General features: G+C 42.2%; 14 protein-coding genes. 13 read left to right on the top strand and 1 reads right to left on the bottom strand.

Translation table 11 applies throughout. From position 1 onward, the window contains the following. Nucleotides 1-9 precede the first annotated feature (9 nt). A complete protein-coding gene (locus P5G49_RS08385; RefSeq protein ID WP_301243039.1) occupies nt 10-2,586 on the bottom strand; it encodes an FtsX-like permease family protein in 2,577 nt (858 codons plus the stop codon). 306 nt (nt 2,587-2,892) lie between these two features. Here P5G49_RS08385 and P5G49_RS08380 point away from each other — a divergent pair, with 306 nt between their 5' ends. The 13 genes from P5G49_RS08380 to P5G49_RS08320 all read left to right on the top strand — a co-directional run bounded on the left by P5G49_RS08380 (nt 2,893) and on the right by P5G49_RS08320 (nt 17,862). Then, nucleotides 2,893-5,442, top strand: a complete 2,550-nt coding sequence (locus tag P5G49_RS08380) for an ABC transporter permease (RefSeq protein ID WP_301243038.1) — start codon at nt 2,893-2,895, stop codon at nt 5,440-5,442. Nucleotides 5,443-5,449: 7 nt separating this feature from the next. Beyond that, on the top strand, nt 5,450-6,151 hold the full coding sequence (locus tag P5G49_RS08375) for an ABC transporter ATP-binding protein (RefSeq protein ID WP_301243128.1): 702 nt from the start codon (nt 5,450-5,452) through the stop codon (nt 6,149-6,151). After that, nucleotides 6,148-7,125, top strand: coding sequence for a putative periplasmic lipoprotein (locus P5G49_RS08370; protein WP_301243037.1), 978 nt, complete (start codon nt 6,148-6,150; stop codon nt 7,123-7,125). The genes P5G49_RS08375 and P5G49_RS08370 overlap by 4 nt, the downstream gene beginning before the upstream one ends. Nucleotides 7,126-7,383: 258 nt before the next feature. Then, nucleotides 7,384-8,025 carry an HD domain-containing protein gene (locus tag P5G49_RS08365; protein WP_301243036.1) on the top strand — a complete coding sequence of 214 codons (642 nt, stop codon included), beginning with the start codon at nt 7,384-7,386 and terminating at the stop codon, nt 8,023-8,025. Between the two features lie 232 nt (nt 8,026-8,257). Continuing rightward, the gene (fapR, locus tag P5G49_RS08360; RefSeq protein WP_301243035.1) at nt 8,258-8,842 is read left to right on the top strand and encodes a transcription factor FapR; all 585 of its coding nucleotides are present in this window, start codon (nt 8,258-8,260) and stop codon (nt 8,840-8,842) included. After that, nucleotides 8,839-9,831: a phosphate acyltransferase PlsX gene (gene plsX / locus P5G49_RS08355; RefSeq protein ID WP_301243034.1), complete on the top strand. Its 993-nt coding sequence runs from the start codon at nt 8,839-8,841 to the stop codon at nt 9,829-9,831. Before fapR ends, plsX begins: the two co-directional genes overlap by 4 nt. Beyond that, nucleotides 9,828-10,763, top strand: a complete 936-nt coding sequence (gene fabD, locus P5G49_RS08350) for an ACP S-malonyltransferase (RefSeq protein WP_301243033.1) — start codon at nt 9,828-9,830, stop codon at nt 10,761-10,763. The genes plsX and fabD overlap by 4 nt, the downstream gene beginning before the upstream one ends. 1 nt (nt 10,764) lies before the next feature. Continuing rightward, nucleotides 10,765-11,511 carry a 3-oxoacyl-[acyl-carrier-protein] reductase gene (gene fabG, locus P5G49_RS08345; RefSeq protein ID WP_301243032.1) on the top strand — a complete coding sequence of 249 codons (747 nt, stop codon included), beginning with the start codon at nt 10,765-10,767 and terminating at the stop codon, nt 11,509-11,511. A gap of 69 nt (nt 11,512-11,580) precedes the next feature. Beyond that, nucleotides 11,581-11,817, top strand: a complete 237-nt coding sequence (locus tag P5G49_RS08340) for an acyl carrier protein (protein WP_060209057.1) — start codon at nt 11,581-11,583, stop codon at nt 11,815-11,817. A gap of 183 nt (nt 11,818-12,000) precedes the next feature. Further along, a complete protein-coding gene (gene rnc / locus P5G49_RS08335; RefSeq protein WP_435877200.1) occupies nt 12,001-12,768 on the top strand; it encodes a ribonuclease III in 768 nt (255 codons plus the stop codon). A 2-nt stretch (nt 12,769-12,770) separates the two neighbouring features. Continuing rightward, nucleotides 12,771-16,328: a chromosome segregation protein SMC gene (gene smc, locus P5G49_RS08330; RefSeq protein ID WP_301243031.1), complete on the top strand. Its 3,558-nt coding sequence runs from the start codon at nt 12,771-12,773 to the stop codon at nt 16,326-16,328. A gap of 24 nt (nt 16,329-16,352) precedes the next feature. Continuing rightward, complete coding sequence (gene ftsY / locus P5G49_RS08325; protein ID WP_301243030.1) at nt 16,353-17,342, top strand: signal recognition particle-docking protein FtsY; 990 nt, start codon at nt 16,353-16,355, stop codon at nt 17,340-17,342. 190 nt (nt 17,343-17,532) lie between these two features. Further along, the gene (locus P5G49_RS08320) at nt 17,533-17,862 is read left to right on the top strand and encodes a putative DNA-binding protein (RefSeq protein WP_301243029.1); all 330 of its coding nucleotides are present in this window, start codon (nt 17,533-17,535) and stop codon (nt 17,860-17,862) included. Nucleotides 17,863-17,867 lie beyond the last annotated feature (5 nt).

Below are 17,867 nucleotides of genomic sequence, written 5' to 3'. Positions count from 1 at the left end.
TACCGGCATTCAGGCTTCCTTCAGCATGGAAGTTCCTTTCCGGTTCATCATCGTTACAAGAAATAACGTAAATATCAACTGTTGCAGAACGGGCATAGCTAAAACAAGGATGCCGATCCACCAAGTAATCTGAAAGGAGGGTACCTGCAACAAAAGGATGAGCGCTGCTGTACTTCCAACAATTGTTCCAATTGCTGATATGCCAATCGCTTCGATGATCAAATAAGTGCGCACCAGTTTGAACTTCCAGCCGATTGCTTTTAACACGTGAAATTCCTTTTGCCGTTCAGACAAGTTCAAGTAAATCAATAAAAGCATGACGGCGGTTGTGAGGATGACCCCCATTGCCACATACAGGTTTTGAAGTCCGGAAAGTTGCATGTTTAACGTTTCCCCAACAAAACTTACATGCAATTCATTCTGCAATGATTGTTGTGTCGATAGGATGATGAAAATCATGAACGATGTCATTGCAATTACAAGGGCAAGTAGTAAAAAACGTGCCGGCCTACGGAACATTTGATTGTATGCAAATCCGGTAATGCTTCTAATATTCAAAAGTCGGAAAGCACTGCTGTCCTTCACTTCACTGTTCAGCGCCTGCCGCGGTGTTTGTAAAATGGAGTGGCGGCTGCCCGAATAGTAGCTAATTCCAGTGATCAAGAATAAAATCAGGAATAAGAAAATGCTTTGGTAGCCATCCCCAATTGCAAAAGAACGATTCACAATTGAAAATGGAATGACTGGAAGTATCGAAATAAGCAGTACTTCAACGAGCAGAATACGAATAATCTTTTTCCGCTTCCAACCAACCGATCGAAGAATCGCAAAATCAGCTGACCGTTTCAACAGGCTATGGGTGATGATCGTATAGATGAATACAAAACTAATGATAGCCAAATAAGTGAAAAGGATCATGCTGCTTCGGTTCATCGTCCTCTGCACATCCCATGAAAATCCTGTCATTTGCCAAGACTCTTCCAAAACCATTGGCTGATCCCCTGAAATCGTCGGAAGTGTCACATGCACTTTTGCTGCACTTGAACCGATCATGATTTCTGCATTATGTCCTGTTTTTACACGTATTTCATCGGCGATGCGCTGTACTTTTTGAAGGTTTTCTTCACTGCGTGTTTCTACACCTTCGACAACAACTCGAATGGAAGAAAGAGGCTTTTTTACATCTGGCCTTAAAGCGATTGCGCTTTCAATGGACGTAACAAAGTCGGGTGGTTGCGGAAAATAGGATTGTCCTCCCCAAGTAGGGTATAGCCATTTGTCTGTATACGTATTGCCATCTCCATCCTGTACGATGCGAGGGCGCATCGGATTCCAAATTTCGATAAAACCGCCTCTTTCATAACTATCCGCAAAAACAGGGGAGATATCGTCGGGCATATACTTTCCCCGTGAATTGAATTGGATATAACCCGATAATCCAGGTTCATAATGTCCAAGTCCAATAGTGCTTGACGCAAGCTCGAACATTGGTATTTTTGAATCAAGAGTGTTCGTAACGGATTGAAACGGGATGGGAGACGTTATTCCAAAGGATAGGGATGTAATTTGGGGGGTCACGCGATTTTCCCTTATGCGTTTCCCATTCTCAATGTTCAGGCTAATTGATTCATATTTATAGGCTGCATCCCTTGGATTGACAGACGCTTCTATGATTGAACGATGGGGGACTTCCCTTTCAAGATAGGAATAGAGGTTGGCACTATGCCTTTTTAACTCCTCAACATCATTCGGAACATTATACTCCTCAATCAACACATTGAATTTTGCCTCGTCAACCGTTTTCCCTAACCGAAGCACTGGTATATTCGTGCGTTCGAAAAATTGATTGGAAGAAGAAGTAGGTTCAAACAATTTGGGAGCAAGTGTAGTCTCCATTCCATCAGCGCTAAAATTATAAAGTTTCGTTTCTTGATCGAAATCAACTCCAACAATCTGTATGGCCTGCCAATTCATGCCTGGAATGGACGCTTCACCCATGATATCGCTATAGAAAAATTTGGTTCCCCCATGGATAATGGATGATAAATAATTTGAACGCTCGCTGTAGTTATTTAAGTTGAATTCACGAGGTTGGTCCGATTTTGCAATACGTTCCCAAAAATGCCAAAAGATGTTAGGTTTTCCTGTCACCCAGTTAAGTCCATTGAATTCATCATATTGTGTTGTGATTTTGTAAACGGTATCGGGAGCGGGTTCATAAAAAAGTGATAAATTGTTGTAGTAGACATACCCTAAATTGACAACTGGTGCTGCGACCTGAATACCTTCAATGGATTTGATTGTTTCCCAGTCACTCATTGAAATTCCATTGTGGTTCATAATTGAATTATTAGGCGGCATATAATCTTGTTTAAATTCGGAATACGAATGTCCATCTTTCGGTAAAACTAAGATGTCATAATCATATCTCCAATGCTTATCCAAACTCGCTTTTACGATCAAATCCCGCTCCTCTGTAATTTTAACCGCCCCAAGGAAACCGACTGCAAGTAGTGTTAATACGGTCACTATGACAAGATATAAAGGCCATCGTTTCCGGATGGATAATTGCAAATATGTCCTCATACACATCCCCCTAAATATCAGATAGAGAAAATAATTCTACTAAGTGTTTTTGAAATTTTGTTGGTTTGCTATATCTATCTACCGCTATTGCAACCCCCAAGAATTTTCCATTAAGGTACTATAATAGTACCATATAGGAAAATTTATAAAAGTATGAACTTTCGACAAAATAAAACATGCACTCTTTCAATATTCAGTCTATTGGTGTTTACAAAGTATTAATTCTATTATATGGTTACTATAAGAATTAATAGATTATGGATTAGGGGGCTGTAAATTGAGGAAACGACTAAGAGGAGATTCAAAATGTTCCACTATATAAAAGCAACGATAAGGGAACGCTGGCCGCTTTTCTTGACGGTTGTTTTGATTTTAGGTTCGCTTGGGCTTGGATATATGGGGGCGCAATCTGTCACGGACCGAATAGTCATCCAGGCAAAAGATGACTTGGAAGAAAATTGGCGGTACCAGTATGATATTTTAGTCTTACCCGAATTGGACACGGAGACGGCAGGACTTGAAGATGGATGGGTAGCTCCACAGTCAACCGTTGCCAATTACGGTGGAATTTCGATGGATGACTTGGAAAAAATACGTGGTATATCTGGTGTGAAGACAGCAGCTCCATTATCGCTAATAGGGTATATTCCTATGGACGGTATTGGAGCCTATTATAAGGAAGCTGAAAAAGGAAGCTTCCATGTAATCCAAATGCAAACAACTGTGTTTGATGGAATCTCACATTATGAAATTCGGAACGATCGTCATATTACGGAATACAACGAGCCTGATATGGATTTCGGCCCATTATCCGAGAAATTCAGCGAGGAAAATGGCATGTTCAAAAACTACATGCCGCCTGGATATGCCTTTAGATTTCCGAACGAGTTAATGCTTATCGCGATTGACCCTAAAGCTGAAGAGGAGCTGTATACTTTATCGGACAGCCTTGTCATAGGCAATAAGTTGAGCGAAGCGAGTAGCCTAGAGGGGGATGGAATTACAGGAATTCCAATCATTGTACTCGCGAATCAACGTTCTGAGATGACTGAAACATTGACAATCTCTGAAATTAAAGTACCTGAAAATGTAGAAGAAAAAGACTTTACGCAAGGAGCGCGCAAATATTTATCTAACTTGCCGACTGAAGAGATCGTAAAGCTGACATTGCCTTCGTTTTCTGAGGAGTGGCGCTACAAAAACGTTGAACTGTCATTGCTTGGAGGAGACGAATTTACCGAGGAACCCCGTGGGATTGCGTACTCAAACCAAAATGATTTATTCAGATACTCCCCGATTTTCTACAAAGATACAGCGCAGGAAAAGGGAAGTATCCCGACATTGGAAGTGCAATCTTTCTTTAAAACAAATGAATTGCATTCGGCACTGAGCGAAGATTTGCCGAGATATCGGAAAGAAGCCGAAAAACGGGAAAGTCGTGCTTACGGATTAAACATCATCGATATGTATGATACGGATAAAATCGAGCCTGTTTTTAAAGGAGCTTGGAAAAAAGGAGATCCCCTTGATATTTACACACCTCATTATAGTGTGATCATAGAGGATGGTGCGGGGAATCCAGTCGATAGGAAGCCTCTATTGCCGCTGCCGTACAAAGATACGTATTATACGGGTTCGCCAGATGCAATCATGCCGCTTCATAATGCGAGGATTTTTTATAGGGATCGTCCACCGATTTCATCCATTCGTGTCATCGTAGATGGAGTGGAAGAGCGATCTGATGCAAGCCAACGTAAAATTGAAGACGTTGCTAAACGAATTATGGATGAAACAGGGCATCGGGTGGAAATTATGTTAGGCTCGGCTTCAGGGAAAGTCCATGTGAATTTAGGAACAACAAAAGAAGGGATGCCTGGAGTCGTCGAAGAAGGGTGGCAAAAAGCAGGTGTCAGTTGGTCAATAGAAAAACAAATAGAAAAAACGAATGTACTATTATTCGCTTATCTTCTACTCATTAGCTTTGTATTTTGTTATACAGTCATTACTCATAGCTTGTTGCGTCGCTCTACCGAATTTGCGATGCTCCGTGCAATTGGTTGGTCAAGACAAAAGATTATGGCGATCTTAGGCATCGAAATCATTGCATTAAGCATGCTTGCACTCATTCCGATTGCAATAGCGAATATTTGGTTGAAGATACTGGCATGGCATGAGTTTTTAATCGTTTTAGTCATTATCCTGCCGATTATTGCAATCGGCTATGTAACGGGAAGTCGGAAATCATTAAAGTTATCACCTCGGGCTGGGCTTGAAGGTGAAGGGACACAATGGAATTTCATGCGCCTCTTCTCGATTAACGGACTGTTTTCGTACGTCACGCATCAATTGATCAGACGGCCGTTACGATTCGGTCTTTTGACAATCGTTCTTGCATTGACGGCATTTATGTCAATTCTATTCATTGCAACGCAGCAAAGCTTATCAGATTTTCTGCTTCTGAGCTTTTTAGGAGAAACGATCGATCTGAACTTGAAGGGGTTTCAGACAGTATTTCTCATTGTAGGACTTATACTAACGATAGCAATTGTGTTTCTACTAATCTATTTAAATATTACAGAACGTAAAAAGGAGTTTTTCATCTTACGTTCGATAGGTTGGTCCTTACGACGAATTCAAATGTACTTAAGTATTGAGGTTACGTTGGTTGCCGTAATCGGCTCTGTACTTGGAGCATTTGGTGCATATGCGTTGCTGACGTTCTTCTCCACATTATGGATTCCTGTCTGGATGCTTATGCTCATTATTGTCACGCCAATTGTTCTGTTATTGGTATTTTCATTATCAATAGTTCAGAGTATGAAAATGAGCGGTGTTGTAAAGGATCATGCTGCGTAATGAAGGGGTGGGGGATTTGATTACATTAAAATCTGTACGTAAAAGTTATATGACAGGTGGAGAAAAGGTCGAGGTTTTAAAAGATGTATCCTTATCAATTGATAAGGGGAAGTATGTCTCGATTACGGGTCCATCGGGTTCCGGGAAATCGACACTCCTTCATTTAATCGGAGGATTGGAACCGATTGACGCAGGAGAGATTTGGGTCGATGATCAAGCAGTCCATAAGATGAAAGATAATGAACTTGCCAAACTTCGGTTAAAGAAAATCGGCTACGTATTCCAGCAATTTCAGTTACTTTCAACAGCAACGGCACTTGAAAACGTAATGATGCCCCTGTTAACACTGTTTTCATCTGCGGAAATTAAGAAAAATGCAGAAGAGGCATTAACAAGAGTCGGCCTTGGCCATCGCCTCCATCATTTGCCATCACGCCTTTCCGGCGGAGAGCAACAGCGCGTCGCCATTGCAAGGGCACTTGTGACAAAACCGGAGATTATTTTGGCGGATGAACCTACAGGGAACTTGGATTCCGAAACGGGAAGTACGATTATCGGATTACTTGAAGAAGTTCACGCGACAGATGGGGTGACAATTGTATTGATCACACATGATCCAGCTCTTGCGAAACGGGCTCAGGAGACAATTCACGTTCTTGATGGATCAGTGAATAAATTTGTGTCGGATACGTTAGAGGTTGTTAAATGATGAAACGGTTAACTGCCTGCGTACTAATCATCCTTTTCCTTGTCGGATGCAATCCAAAACCCCAAGAGAAAGTTGAAGAGATACTCGAGGATGATATCGTGACAATCGAAAATTCGGAAAAACTGATAGACGTTGAAACGTTCTTTGAAAACGGTGACCTGTTGGAAGGATTGGAAAGAATTTACCGTTATTATGGAAATGACTTTCCTGCTGAAGAGCAAGAAAAGGTAGGAGTATACGAGGATTTTGGAGAAGTATCCAAGGTTGATCTCATGAATCTCATGGCTGAAAAAGGAATCGATACATTGCCCTCAAACAAAAAAGCTGAAGATATTGATCAAATGCTCAAAGAGGGAAAACCGGTGTATGCAAGTTTCACATTGATCAATGCAGAAAACTGGTATGTTCTCTTTTATGGTTATTCAGCGGAGGAATTCGCCTATTATAATCTAAAGACGGACGAGACAAAGACAATCGGGAAAAAGCGAATTGAGGCGCTTGGCGAATTCTACACGGTTATTCCGTATAAAGTGGGGGAGCTTACAGAGGACGAAAAGGAGCAATCCCATTTGTACGTAAGGCTAAAGCTAGCAGATGCCTATTGGAAAGATGATCCGACAACGTTGAAAAAGTACGTGGATATCGCGGAACAAAACGATTGGTTAGATGGACTTAACTACGGATACTTTTATATCTATCATTATTTGTTTCACGATCCACAGCCGGAGCGCGCCGCCAAATATGTTGAAGCGGAACTGGAAAGATGGCGGGAACCATTCACACTTGAAGCTGCTTTAAAATATTACTCCTTGCAAAATGAAGAGGTGGAAATTAAGCGGACCCTCCGTGACATTCAAATCATGCAAGGGTTTCGTAGAGAGACTCTCCAATTCATTATCGACAATGGTGAAGACTACGGCTATCCGGAAAAAGCGACGGAAGCGGCGGAAGTGTTGAAGAAAAAGAAACAATGAAAAAACACAGACTTTCCCTTGGGAAGGTAGTCTGTGTTTTTTTGTTTATATATGTTTTGCACTCGGTTTAATCATTTTTATATACTTGATGAAATAATAATCTGATATTGTTGGCCTCTTATGCACGCAGCGCTGGTTGTGTGATATTATTCCCGATTTGCATACTTTAGTTATAGTGAGGGAAAGTATTTAAAGACAATATGTAAGCGTGGACATAGTCCCGATAGCCCTGAAAATAAAGGAAAGGTGATGAAGAGGATGGGGGTACATCAATATTTTAAAAGCTTATCTGATTTGGAACAAATTATTCGTTGTCCAGGAAAGTTCAAATATCAGGGGCATTCCGTCGCCAGTCATTCATTTAAAGTAACCAAAATTGCTCAATTTCTTGGTACGGTTGAAGAGCAATCCGGTCAGAAAGTGGATTGGAGAGTCTTGTATGAAAAGGCATTGAACCATGATTATGCGGAACTTTTTACAGGAGATATAAAGACACCTGTAAAATATGCTTCGAAAGAGTTGAAGCAATTATTCAGTGAAGTGGAAGAAGAAATGACGAGGAAGTTTGTAGAAAAAGAGCTTCCAGCTGAATTTCAGGCGATTTATTTGGAGCGATTTAAGGAAGGGAAAGACGAAACATTGGAAGGGCGCATTTTATCTGTTGCTGATAAAATTGATTTGCTTTATGAAGCATTCGGTGAGATTCAAAAGGATAATCCAGAGCCCTTGTTTATAGAGATATACGAAGAAGCATTACGGACAATACTGCTATTTCAAGATATGAAGTGTGTGAAATATTTCCTAGAACATATTCTTACGGATATGCTCGGCGAACGATTTACTGAACATGATGAGTTGACGGGCATTGCCATGCAAATAATTGAAGAACATAGAGGATGAATGATTTTTACAATTTAAAGTCTATCGGCATCATATGCTGATAGTTTTTTAAATTTTAACAAAGTATGATGTTGGCATAAGTTGCGGTTTCATCTTCCCCAATCCGGAGTCCCAATTAAACGAAAATCAATTTGTATAGTTTTAGGATTGCCTAATTTTTGTAGAAATCAATGTTGAACTATGATAATATACTGGTATTAGTACCAAGTGCTAATCCGGAAGGGTGAAACAATTGAGAGTGCCAAAAAGGGAGAGGCAGCGCCAGCTTGAAATGAGCCTCGAACAAAATCCTTTTCTGACAGACGAAGAATTGTCCAAGCAATTTAAAGTAAGCGTCCAGACGATTCGCTTAGATCGATTGGAATGTGGGATTCCGGAATTACGTGAACGATTGAAAACGGTAGCAGCTCGAACGATGGATGCAGAGGTGAAATCCCTTCAGTCCGATGAAGTCATCGGTGAAATCGTTGACATCGAGTTGGACAAGAGGGCAATTTCCATATTCGATGTCACTGACGATCATGTCTTCCGAAGAAGTGGAATCGCTCGTGGCCATCATTTATTTGCGCAGGCGAACTCTTTGGCCGTAGCAGTATTAGATGATGATCTTGCCTTGACAGTCACATCGACACTCAATTTTTTGAAGCCTGTTAAATCGGGTGACCGCGTCATTGCACGCGCTACTGTGGATAAAGAGCGTTCAAATGAGAAAAGGACATACGTCGATGTCGTTTCTACAGTTGAAAACGAAACAGTTTTCACAGGTGAATTCCAGATGTACCAGACTACGAACCACAGTAGGAGTGAAGTGAAATGATTATTGCATTAGACGGAATGGGTGGAGACAACGCACCGGGTGAAATCATTGCGGGCGCTCTCCAAAGTCTAAATGAATTTGAAGATATACATATACATATTTATGGAAATGAAGAAATGATGGCTCCGTATTTAAAAGAACATGATCGGTTAAAAGTGTTTCATTGCTCAGAAAAAATTGAAGCAGAAGATGAACCTGTTCGTGCCATTAGAAAGAAAAAAGATGCGTCAATGGTGAGGATGGCACAAGCAGTAAAGGACGGAGAGGCCGATGCATGCGTTTCGGCTGGAAACACAGGCGCACTCATGGCAGCGGGTCTATTCGTTGTCGGGCGTATAAAAGGTATTGACCGTCCTGCATTGTCACCAACACTTCCTACAATAGACGGTCAAGGTTTCGTCTTTTTGGATCTTGGCGCAAATGCCGATGCCAAACCAGTCCATTTACAGCAATACGCGATTATGGGAAGTATTTATGCCGAAAAAGTCCGTGGCATTCAAAAACCACGTGTTGGACTATTGAATATTGGGACCGAAGAAGGCAAAGGAAATGAATTGACGAAAGCTGCATTCGATCTACTTGCTGAAGCGCCAATCAATTTTGTCGGTAATGTGGAGTCAAGGGATTTATTGAGTGGAGTGGCAGACGTCGTTGTCACGGACGGCTTTACAGGAAATATGGTGCTTAAAACGATTGAAGGCACAGCCGGCAGCTTCTTCACGATGTTGAAAGAAGTGTATGGCGCTTCCTTGAAATCAAAACTGTCCGCTGCAATGGTCAAGGATGGCTTGCGGGGATTAAAAAAGAAGATGGATTACACTGAGTACGGGGGTGCTGGCCTTTTCGGTTTGAATTCTCCTGTGATCAAAGCGCATGGTTCATCTAATGCAAATGCCATTTTAAATGCAATTAGACAAGCTAGAACAATGGTCAAATACGATGTCTGTGGAACAATTGGAAGGACAGTTGGAAAGGTGGAGGCGGAATGACGAAAATAGCGTTTATATTCCCGGGTCAAGGTTCACAATCCGTAGGAATGGGAGCAGAGCTCTTCAACAGCGGCGGAAACTTCCTTGAACGCGCCGATGAAGTTTTGCAATTCGAATTAAGTAAGCTGATTACAGAAGGACCTCAAGAAGAACTGACTTTGACGTATAATGCACAGCCTGCGCTGTTGACAGTTGGCGCTATGATCGCCTCGAAACTTGTAGAAGAAGGCATTACTCCTGACTATACGGCAGGGCACAGTCTTGGTGAATATACGGCACTTGTTGCTTCAGGAGTTCTATCATTCGAAGATGGAGTTTCAGTTGTCCATCAACGCGGTCTCTTCATGAATGATGCGGTTCCTGCTGGAGAGGGCGCGATGGCAGCCATTCTTGGTTTGGATAGCGAGAAGCTACAAGAAGTGACGGACGCCATAACGGCAGAAGGGGATTCCGTCCAACCGGCGAACTTGAATTGCCCTGGACAAATCGTCATTTCAGGCACAAAAGCGGGCGTCGAAAAAGCTTGTGTGGCACTTAAAGAAGCAGGGGCGAAAAGAGCGATTCCGCTTGATGTGAGCGGGCCATTCCATTCATCCCTCATGAAACCAGCTGCAGAACGTCTGAAAAAAGCTTTGGATGAAGTGGAAATGAAAGACGCTTCTATCCCGGTCGTAGCGAATGTGAATGCAGAAACCGTTTCTGATCGTGAAGAAATCAAGCAGTTGTTAGTCGAACAACTTTATTCTCCAGTTCGTTGGGAAGACTCTGTCCGTGAACTGATCAACCTTGGCGTTACGCATTTCATCGAATGCGGCCCAGGAAAAGTGCTTAGCGGCCTTGTGAAGAAAATCGATCGATCTGTAACAGTTCTCCCTGTCTATGACGAAGAGACATTACAAGCAGTCATCGATGCATCGAAAGGGTGGGAGTAAGATGGGAAGATTTGAAGGGAAAACGGCAATTGTCACAGGCGCTTCAAGAGGAATCGGACGTGAGATTGCTATATTATTAGGTCGCGAGGGAGCTCGCGTTGCCGTGAATTACAGCGGCAGCAAAGAGAAAGCTGAAGAAGTTGTCCAACTGATCAAGGACGCTGGTAGCGATGCATTTGCAATTCAGGCGAATGTTTCAGACGCAGATCAAGTGAAACAAATGATCGACGCAACAATGGAAAACTTCGGTTCGATCGACTTTCTCGTTAACAATGCCGGCATCACAAGAGACAATCTCTTAATGCGCATGAAAGAGGACGAGTGGGACGATGTAATCGACATCAACCTAAAAGGCGTATTCCTTTGTACGAAGGCTGTCACTCGTCAAATGATGAAGCAACGCGCAGGAAAGATCGTCAATCTGGCATCAATCGTCGGAGTCATCGGCAATCCAGGTCAGGCGAATTATGTAGCAGCAAAAGCAGGCGTAATCGGATTGACAAAGACGACTGCAAGGGAATTAGCAACCCGCAATATCACTGTTAACGCCGTCGCACCTGGTTTCATAACAACCGACATGACAGACGCTCTTCCTGAAGAAGTAAAGACACAAATGTTAGGTTCTATTCCTTTAGGCAAATTAGGCTCAGCCGAAGACGTTGCCGGAGCAGTAGCTTTCCTACTATCCAACGATGCAAACTATATTACAGGACAAACTGTCCATGTCGACGGCGGTATGGTAATGTAATAACCTGTACAGTGGTAATTCTGTTGCTCGGAGTGCAAGGCGAGTAATTTTCATTGAGAGGAGGTGACTATGTTGTCAGTACTTGAACGCGTAACGAAAGTGGTTGTCGACCGTCTTGGTGTCGATGAAAGCGAAGTAAAACCTGAAGCTTCTTTCAAAGACGATCTCGGCGCAGACTCATTGGATGTCGTTGAGCTTGTTATGGAATTAGAAGATGAATTCGATATGGAAATTTCCGATGACGATGCTGAAAAGATCGGAACAGTCGGTGACGCAGTGAAATATATCGAAGAAAAAGTAAACTAATCCACTTTATTCGTAAAACCGAAAAAATGGGCTCATTACTACTTCAACTTATAAGAATGAATTACCATCGAGATGCTTTCTTCCTTTCTTGAACAAAGAAAAGGAACGGAAGTATCTCTTTTCGGTTTTGCATGTAAGGCACGAACCATGTAAAATTAAGAGAACTATGATGTGAAAGGCAGAATCGCGATGAACAATAAACAGAAATACAAATATGCCTCCTCACTACTTCCAGTCGAGGTGAAAAAGAAATTCAAAGGACTCCAAGAGCGACTCTCTATTCAATTCAATGATGAATCGCTTCTTTACAACGCATTTACACATTCTTCTTATGTAAATGAACATCGACGTAAAAACTTCTCAGACAATGAAAGGCTTGAATTCTTAGGCGATGCTGTTTTGGAGTTAGGTGTTTCCCGTTTTCTTTTTGCGACTGAACCGGATATGAGTGAAGGTGAGCTAACTAAATTAAGGGCGGCAATAGTCTGCGAGCCCTCATTGGTGAAGTTCTCAAATGAACTTCATTTCGGTGATTTTATTTTACTTGGTAAAGGTGAAGAACAAACAGGCGGTAGGACGCGTCCGGCTTTGCTTGCAGACGTATTTGAGGCGTTTATCGGAGCGTTGTTTTTAGATCAAGGGATGGAATCGGTAATTAAATTCCTTGAGCAAATTGTATTTCCAAAAATTGGAAACGGTGCTTTTTCGCATGTGATGGATTATAAGAGTCGCCTACAGGAGATTGTTCAACAGACCAATCACGGCAACTTGAATTATGAGATTATCGAAGAAAAAGGTCCAGCGCATGCGAAAAAGTTTGTCACCGTCGTTAGATTGGAAGAACGTGAATTAGGAACAGGTATTGGAAGGTCGAAAAAAGAAGCCGAGCAGGATGCGGCCCGTCAAGCCATTCAAGTATTAAAAGGCATTGAGGCCGAAGGAGAGAACTGATTGTGTTTCTTAAAAGAGTTGAGATTATTGGATTTAAATCATTTGCCGAACGGATCGGAATCGATTTTGTACCAGGTGTGACTGCTATTGTCGGACCGAACGGCAGTGGGAAAAGCAATATTACGGATGCAATCCGTTGGGTGCTTGGTGAACAATCGGCAAAATCCCTTCGGGGTGCGAAAATGGAAGATGTCATTTTTGCGGGTAGTGATTCAAGGAAGCCGCTGAATTACGCGGAAGTTACGTTGATTCTTGATAACACAAACGGGCTTTTCCCGTTAGATTACACGGAAATCAGTGTAAGCCGACGGGTCTTCCGTTCGGGGGAAAGTAATTATATATTAAACGGACAACAATGCCGCTTGAAAGATATTAACGATGTCTTCATGGATTCGGGGTTAGGAAAAGAAGCTTTCTCAATCATTTCCCAAGGTCGGGTTGATGAGATTTTAAATAGCCGTCCTGAAGACAGAAGGAATATCTTTGACGAAGCAGCAGGTGTTTTGAAATATAAGACAAGGAAGCGAAAAGCGGAACATAAGCTTTTTGAAACCAAAGATAATTTGGATCGTGTCCTTGATATTTTAAAGGAATTGGATAATAGAATCGGACCACTTGAAAAAAATGCCAAGGCAGCTGAGAAACACGGGATTCTATCCTCAGAAATCAGGGAAGCTGATGTCCGACTACTAAATTATGATGGAGCTAAATTACGGAATGAGATTATTACAAAGTCCAAATCCCTTGAAGAGAAACGGCTACAGCGTGAGGAATTTGAAGAGGAAATTTCAAAAGCAGAACAACAACTAAATTTATTGAAATCTCAATTGGCAGATACCGATCTGAAAATTGAAATGCACCAAAAACAATTAGTTGAAATTAGCGCTGAAACCGAGAGATGGGAAGGACGCAGGCTATTAACTCTCGAAAAACAAAGGAACACTAAAGAACATATTAACCGAATCAACAATGAATTAGGGATCGCCCAAAGGGAAAAAGAGGAACTCGTCATTAAACAAGGCGCGATGAAGGAAAAAATGGAAATTACCATATCCGATTTGAATAAAATACAAATCGAAATGAATGAGATTTCCCAAATCCTGAAAAGATCTGTTAAAGAAACTGAAGAAGAAATTAATGAGTTGAAATCTTCTTATATCGATCTTCTAAATGAAGAAGCGACTGTAAGAAACGATCTAAAACATATCGATGAACGTTTGATAGGAGAAAGGACTTCGGCAGATCGAATAGTTGAGCAAACAACAGTTCTAAAACGTAAACTTAGTGAGTTGACTGAAAAACGATCGAGCCTATTGACCGTTATGGCGTCATTGAAAGAAAAAAGAGCACAGGCTGAAGCTGCATACAACAGTTCCAATGAACTTTCCCGGGCAACAGAAAATGATTTGAGGAATCAACAGCAATTCATGCAAACCGCGATGAACAAGCAGTCCGAAATGCAAGGAAGATTACGCGCCCTTAAAAGCCTGGAAGCTGACTTTTCAGGTTTCTATTCAGGTGTAAGGGCCGTATTAATCGCAAATAAAGAAGGCCGATTATTAGGAGTGGATGGTGCAGTCGCGGAACTTATCAGTGTTGAAGATACGTACATCAAAGCGGTGGAGACTGCTTTAGGCGGTGCCATGCAGCATATTGTAACGTCATCCGAAGCGGAGGCGCGAAATGCAATCAGTTATTTGAAAAAGAAGAACGCGGGCCGTGCAACATTCTTGCCGCGTGATGTTATTAGATCGAGAAAACTTTCACCTGCATCTATTCGAATTGTTGAAGGGCACCCGGAATTCATCGGAGCAGCAGATCAACTTGTGAAAACAGAACCTATTTTTTCAGCCATCATTGAAAACCTTTTAGGTATGACGTTAGTCGCAAAAACATTAGCTGGAGCATCTGCCATTGCGAAAACGTTAGGATATAAATTCAGGATCGTTACACTTGACGGTGATGTCGTTAACGCTGGCGGTTCCCTGACAGGTGGCGGAGCGAAAGGGCAGTCAACCGTATTTTCAAGGAAAGCTGAGTTGGAGGCGTTAAGTGCGCAACTTGCCCGGATGGACGCTTCCATAAAAACTGCTTCCGAAAAAATGGGCGATTCCAAAATGGCGGTCGCACAACATATGCATGACGCGGAAAAATACCGCCAACAGTTGGAGGGCATCCGTGAGGAGATGTCTTCAATCGATTCCAGTATCCGGGAATTGGACATAGAAGTAAGAACAATTGAATCGGAAATTTTCCTTGCTGAAAAAGGTATAGCTGGTGCAGAAAACAGTGGTTCTGAATTAACTAAACGAAAAGCGGAATTGCTTGAACAGCATGTTGCTATTAAATCTTCTCTTGAGTCGATTCAAAAGGAAGTGGAGACATTAGAGCGCTTGGCTTCTGATAGACGGAACGAAGAAGCTGCGTTCATTGCGAGGAATGGAGAACTTCGGGAGAAGGCGGCAATCCTTCGAGAGCAAAAAGGGCATCAACAGTCATTGGTAGAGGAAATGGACCGGACGTTCGCTCAATTAGATCAGAAAATATCCACTCTTGTTGCGGACCAACTTCTATATTCAGAGGATGGAAGTGGAATTGAACTAACGCCGGAGGAGATATCATCACGTATCGAGCAAGCTACATTGCAGAAGTCGACAATTGAACGCGCATTGGCAAGTGAAAGGGAAACAAGGAGTCAGCTTGCCGATAGTTTGGATCAACAAGAGCATTCATTGAAAAGTCTCCGGATTGAGGAAAATAAAGCTTTTTCCGCGTTCAATGAAATTAATGTGTCAGTTTCACGCCTTGAAGTAAAATATGAATCTATCACAAACCGTTTATTGGATGAGTATGGGCTCTATCCCGATTTTGAAGCCGATGACGATTTTGACGTGGACCTGACGAGAACCCGTGTGGAGCAACTGAAAAATGAACTTGAATCGATAGGTTCAGTAAACCCGGGTGCCATCCAAGAGTTCCAAGAAGTTTCAGAACGTCATGCGTTTTTGACGGAGCAGAGGAATGATCTTTTAGAGGCCAAAAACACATTGAACGCAGCGATGTCAGAAATGGATCAGGAAATGGAAATGCGATTCGGTACGACCTTTAATGCGGTCAGAAATCGATTCCATACTGTTTTCAAGGAGATGTTCGGCGGAGGGGATGCAGATTTGATCCTCACCCAGCCAGATAACTTGTTGGAGACGGGTGTTGAAATTGTTGCAAGACCACCTGGCAAAAAGCTTCAGAACTTAAGCCTTTTATCCGGCGGAGAACGTGCACTTACAGCGATTACATTGCTGTTTTCCATTATTGAAGTGCGGCCGGTTCCGTTCTGTATTCTGGATGAGGTTGAAGCGGCACTCGATGAAGCGAATGTCATTCGCTACAGTAAGTATTTGAAGAGGTTCTCGGATAATACACAGTTCATTGTAATAACCCATCGGAAAGGTACCATGGAAGGTGCGGATGTCCTTTATGGTGTTACGATGCAGGAATCTGGCGTCTCTAAATTGATATCTGTACAATTATCGGAAGTTCCTGCTGAAATATCAGGATAGACAAGTTGAAAAGGAGAGAGTGGATTGTCATTTTTCAAGAAACTGAAAGAGAAAATTACTGGAACAAACGAAACTGTAACTGAGAAATTCAAAGATGGGCTTACGAAGACGCGTGATTCATTCACATCTAAAGTCAATGATCTCGTAGCTCGCTTCCGTGAAGTGGATGAGGACTTTTTTGAAGAGTTAGAAGAACTTTTACTGCAAGCAGATGTCGGTGTGGAAACAGTGATGGAACTTGTTGATCAGCTAAGATGGGAAGTTAAAAGGAAAAACATTAAGAATACAGACGGCATTCAATCGGTCATTTCCGAAAAATTGGTGGAAATCTACAAAGCCGGTGAGGAACTTGATGCGAATCTGAATATGCAAGATGATTTGACAGTTATCTTAATGGTCGGAGTAAATGGTGTCGGTAAAACGACGACAATCGGTAAACTTGCAGCCCGTCTAAAAGAAGAAGGGAAAACAGTCATGCTTGCGGCGGGGGACACATTCCGTGCCGGTGCAATTGACCAACTTGTAGTTTGGGGCGAACGGGTCGGTGTGGAAGTAATCCGTCAATCGGAAGGGTCTGACCCAGCAGCTGTCATGTACGATGCAATTCGCGCAGCGAAAAATCGTAAGGTAGATGTTCTGATTTGTGACACAGCAGGCCGTTTGCAAAATAAAGTAAACCTGATGAATGAATTGGAAAAAGTTCACCGAGTAATTGGTAAAGAAATTGAAGGTGCGCCGCATGAAGTCCTTCTTGCACTTGATGCAACAACTGGGCAAAATGCTTTGATTCAAGCTCAGACTTTTAAAGAAGCAACTAACGTAACTGGTATCGTTCTAACAAAGTTGGACGGTACAGCCAAGGGTGGAATCGTTTTAGCTATCCGGAATAAGTTGAATATCCCTGTTAAATTCGTTGGCCTTGGTGAAGGAATGGATGATCTGCAACCATTTGATCCGGAAAAGTATGTGTATGGGCTCTTCGCGGAAGGACTGGAAGAGGAAGCATGGGAGTAATCAAGCATTCCAGCTTCGGAAGGCAACTGCTTGGGTCGCTTCGGTCAGGAGAATAAAGACAAAAAGCGTCTTTATCTCCAGCCCTCCAGCGCCTGTCGCAGTTAAACGCCTTCCTCAGCATTATAGACAAGTAAATTCACTTGACAGTTCTTGTTAGGAATAATAAGATTGGCAGAGGGGGCGATGCGGGATGCTTGAAAAAACGACGCGCGTTAACTTCCTCTATGATTTCTATCAGACGTTGTTGACCGATAAGCAACGCATTTATATGCAGTTATACTATCTTGACGATCTCTCACTTGGTGAAATTGCTGAGGAATATGGAGTGTCAAGACAGGCGGTCTATGACAATGTCCGAAGAACGGAAGCTATGTTGGAAGACTATGAAGATAAATTGAATCTTTTCTCGAAATTCCAAAAGAGGATGGAGCTTGTCGATGAGCTTGAACAGCTTGTATCTGACTGTAGTTCATCCGAAAAATTGCGGGACCTGTTGACTGCATTAAAAGAACATGAGTAAAGAGA

This window comes from Sporosarcina highlanderae (assembly GCF_030433715.1).
Lineage (GTDB): Bacteria > Bacillota > Bacilli > Bacillales_A > Planococcaceae > Sporosarcina > Sporosarcina highlanderae.
Note: the sequence above shows the minus strand (reverse complement) of the source record. Positions and strands in the feature narration are given on the sequence as shown.

Bases quoted from the DNA above. Each gene is read 5' to 3' on its own strand.
- P5G49_RS08385 (WP_301243039.1), bottom strand. From the start codon at position 2,586: ATGAGGACATATTTGCAATTATCCATCCGGAAACGATGGCCTTTATAT.
- P5G49_RS08380 (WP_301243038.1), top strand. From the start codon at position 2,893: ATGTTCCACTATATAAAAGCAACGATAAGGGAACGCTGGCCGCTTTTC.
- P5G49_RS08370 (WP_301243037.1), top strand. From the start codon at position 6,148: ATGATGAAACGGTTAACTGCCTGCGTACTAATCATCCTTTTCCTTGTC.
- P5G49_RS08365 (WP_301243036.1), top strand. From the start codon at position 7,384: ATGGGGGTACATCAATATTTTAAAAGCTTATCTGATTTGGAACAAATT.
- plsX (WP_301243034.1), top strand. From the start codon at position 8,839: ATGATTATTGCATTAGACGGAATGGGTGGAGACAACGCACCGGGTGAA.
- fabD (WP_301243033.1), top strand. From the start codon at position 9,828: ATGACGAAAATAGCGTTTATATTCCCGGGTCAAGGTTCACAATCCGTA.
- fabG (WP_301243032.1), top strand. From the start codon at position 10,765: ATGGGAAGATTTGAAGGGAAAACGGCAATTGTCACAGGCGCTTCAAGA.
- P5G49_RS08340 (WP_060209057.1), top strand. From the start codon at position 11,581: ATGTTGTCAGTACTTGAACGCGTAACGAAAGTGGTTGTCGACCGTCTT.
- P5G49_RS08320 (WP_301243029.1), top strand. From the start codon at position 17,533: ATGCTTGAAAAAACGACGCGCGTTAACTTCCTCTATGATTTCTATCAG.